The organism is Acidovorax sp. HMWF018 (genome assembly GCF_003061035.1).
Classification (GTDB): domain Bacteria; phylum Pseudomonadota; class Gammaproteobacteria; order Burkholderiales; family Burkholderiaceae_C; genus Acidovorax; species Acidovorax delafieldii.
This window is the reverse complement of the sequence record NZ_QAIM01000316.1, coordinates 1-3369: the sequence shown is the minus strand read 5'-3', so window position 1 is coordinate 3369 and position 3369 is coordinate 1. Positions and strand designations below refer to the sequence as shown.

Genomic DNA, 3369 nt, shown 5'->3' with positions numbered 1-3369 from the left:
ACCATGAAGCGCCCTTCGTCCGCATTGCCAAAGGGCATGCGCACAAAGGCGAACACGCGCGCCTCTTCGTCGTCGGTGCCGGGCTGGCTCAGCACCGCCTCTTCAGCGCGGCCGTCGACCAATGCGGCCACCTGCGGGAACGACTCCTGGATGAGAATGCGCTGGCCCCGGTCAAAGCCAAAGGTCTGCGTGGCATCCGGGTGCACCAGAAAGTCGCCCCAGCGGTTGCTCAGATAAAAACCGTAAGGGGTCGGCAGCGCTGCGTTGAAGTTGTGCAGGAACGGCGCCGCCGCCACCCGCACCACCACCACGCCCCGCAGCTGCCCCCCCAGCACCACGGGCGACGCCATATTGAACACGGGCACGGCTGCCTCCTGTGCGGCGTCTTCGTGGTTGATGCCGAACTCGGACACGTACACCTCGCCATCGGGCAGGCTGAGGGCCTCGAACACAAACGGAAAGTGCGACTTCTCCTGCAGCTGGTCATCGGGCACGCGCACCAGCTTGTCGCCCTGGCGGTCGATGCGCACCAGCTCCAGCCCGTAATCGCTGGCGCTGATGAAGCGGATCTGCAAATAGGCGGGATGGGCCTGCAGGTTGGCCTTGAACAGGTCGGCCAGCCGTCCCTGGTCTTGTTCGACGGCAGCGGCGTCGGCCAGAAAGGCTGTGTCGCGCGCCACCGTGCCAAAGCCCGCCTGCATGTGGCGCGCCAGCACCTGCGTGGTGGCCAGCAGCGAGCGCTCGGCCCGCCCCTGCAGGCGTTCGCGGCTCGAGTCAAAGGTGTAGTAGCCCGCCAGAATGGCCGCGAACACGCTGAACGAGGCCAGCAAGGCCCCCAACCTCAGCGCGATGCTCCATTTCACGCGTGCCATCGGTCAGAACCGGTTGGGTCGGTCGCCCGACACGATGCGTTGCCACAGGCGTGCGCGCAGGGCTTCGTCTTCCACCGGTTCCAGCCACACGATGGGGCCCATGGTCCCCCCGGGCACATCGCCCGCCAGCGCTGGTGGCTCGTCCAGGGTGTTGGCCAGCCCTTGGCGCCGCGTGAACTCGCGGCTCACTGCCGGGTCGAGCATGTAGTTGATCCACTCGGCAGCCAGCGCTACCTGGGTGGAGCGGCGGGTGATGGCCCAGCAATCCAGCCAGGCGAGCGCGCCCTCCTTGGGCACCACGTAGCCCACATCCAGTCCCGCATCGCGCAGCTGCTTGAGCTGCTGCTGGCCGTAGTTGGCGTGCATTACCGCCACCTTGTGCTTGCGAAACAGCTCCACCGACTCCTCGGGCAGGCTGTAGAACGACCGCACATTGCGCCGCAGGGCCACCAGGTCCTTGGCCAGCGGGCTGAAACGGGCGGCGTCGATGCGAAACGGCGGCAGGCCCCGGCGCATGGCGGCCAGCGAAAAACCGTGGCTGCTGCCGTCAAACGCCAGCACCTTGCCCTGCCAGCGTGGGTCCCACAGCACGGCGATCGACTGCGGTGGCGTGCTGAACTGCTGGCGGTCGTACACCAGCCCCATCTCGGAATAGGTGAAGGGCATGGCATAGACCTCGCCCCGCCAGCCAATGCCCGAGATGGTGTGCAGCTGGCGAAACCGGGGCAGCTGCCCAGCAGTGTTTCGGATGTTGCCGAGCGGCAACGGCGCGAGCTTGTCATGGAGGATCAGCCGCGCAATTTCCGCCGTGTTGGCAGCCACCAGGTCAAAACCCGGCCCGTCGGTGCTGTCCATCTTGGCGCGCAAGACGTCGTCGGATGCCACGATGGTGATCTCCACCTTGACCCCATGGCGCTTCTCGAACACCGCGACAAAGTCCGGGTCGGCATAACCCGGCCAGGCCAGCACCCTGAGGACCGTCGCGGCCTGCGAGGCCCCCGGCAGCCATGCGAGCCCCGCCAGCGCGAACAGCAGCACGGGCAGGCTGGCGCGCCACCCGTGCAGCGCCCTACCCGCCAACGCCCGCCCACATGCCGCGAACCCCATGCCAAAAGCCTTTCCAGCAATAACTGGTTACAAAGAGTTTACGCGGACAATAGGGCGCGTGACGATCCCTCAGTCTTTCATTCAGGAACTGCTCACCCGTGTGGACGTGGTGGACATCGTGGGGCGCTACGTCCAGCTGAAAAAAGGTGGCGCCAATTTCATGGGGCTGTGCCCCTTTCACGGAGAGAAGTCTCCCTCTTTCAGCGTCAGCCCCGCCAAGCAGTTCTATCACTGCTTTGGCTGCGGCAAGAACGGCAATGCCATCAGCTTTCTGATGGACCACGCGGGCATGGGGTTCGTCGAGGCGGTGCAGGACCTGGCCCAGAGCGTGGGCCTGCAGGTGCCCGACGACGACATCTCCCCGCAAGAAAAGGAACGTGCCGCCGCTGCGCGCCAGAAACAAGCCACACTGAACGAGGTGCTGGAGAAAGCCGCCGACGCCTACCGCCGTCACCTGCGCGAGTCGCAGCGCGCCATTGGGTATTTCAAGGGCCGGGGTGTTTCGGGCGCGGTGGCCAAGCGCTACGGCCTGGGCTACGCGCCCGAAGGCTGGCGCAGCCTGGCCAGCGTGTTCCCAAGCTACGACGACCCGCTGCTGGAGGAAAGCGGCCTGGTCATCGTCAACGACGAAGACGGTGGCAAGCGCTATGACCGGTTTCGCGACCGGGTGATGTTCCCCATCCGCAACGTCAAGGGCGAGTACATCGGCTTTGGTGGCCGGGTGCTGGGGGACGACAAGCCCAAGTACCTCAACTCCCCCGAAACCCCGGTATTTCACAAGGGGCGCGAGCTGTACGGGCTGTTCGAGGCCCGCACGCCCATCCGGGAGGCGGGCTACGCGCTGGTCACCGAGGGCTATATGGACGTGGTGGCCCTGGCGCAGCTGGGTTTTCCGAACGCGGTGGCCACACTGGGCACGGCGTGCACGCCAGAGCATGTGCAAAAGCTGCTGCGGTTTACCGACGCGGTAGTGTTCAGCTTTGACGGCGACAACGCCGGGCGGCGCGCCGCGCGCAAGGCCCTGGACGGCGCCCTGCCCCACGCTACCGATACACGCAGCATCAAGTTTCTGTTCCTGCCCGCAGAGCACGACCCGGACAGCTTCATCCGCGACCATGGCACCGACGCCTTTGCGCGCCACGTGAGCGACGCGATGCCGCTGAGCCGCTTCCTGGTCGAATCGGCCAGCGAGGGCTGCGACCTGGCCACCGCCGAAGGACGTGCCCACATGGCCAGCAATGCACGCCCGCTGTGGACGGCGCTGCCCGACGGCGTGCTCAAGCGCCAGTTGCTGGGCGAGCTGGCCGAGCTGACCCAGCTCAATGCCCGCGACCTGTCCGACCTGTGGGGCCAGGCCGCCGCCCGCGACGGCCTGCGCGCTGCACACCAT

Annotated in this window: 2 protein-coding genes and 1 pseudogene; 1 reads left to right on the top strand and 2 read right to left on the bottom strand. The window is 66.5% G+C overall.

The window, feature by feature from the left end:
• Window positions 1–872 (bottom strand): annotated as a pseudogene (locus DBR23_RS12005) (GGDEF domain-containing protein); the annotation flags it as partial.
• 3 nt (window positions 873–875) lie between these two features.
• Entirely contained in the window at window positions 876–1979 is a 1104-nt protein-coding gene (locus DBR23_RS12000; RefSeq protein WP_369882104.1) for a PotD/PotF family extracellular solute-binding protein, read from the bottom strand.
• A 58-nt stretch (window positions 1980–2037) separates the two neighbouring features.
• Between DBR23_RS12000 and dnaG the strand changes: the two genes are divergently transcribed.
• On the top strand, window positions 2038–3369 hold a 1332-nt coding region (gene dnaG, locus DBR23_RS11995; RefSeq protein WP_199227687.1), incomplete at its 3' end, for a DNA primase.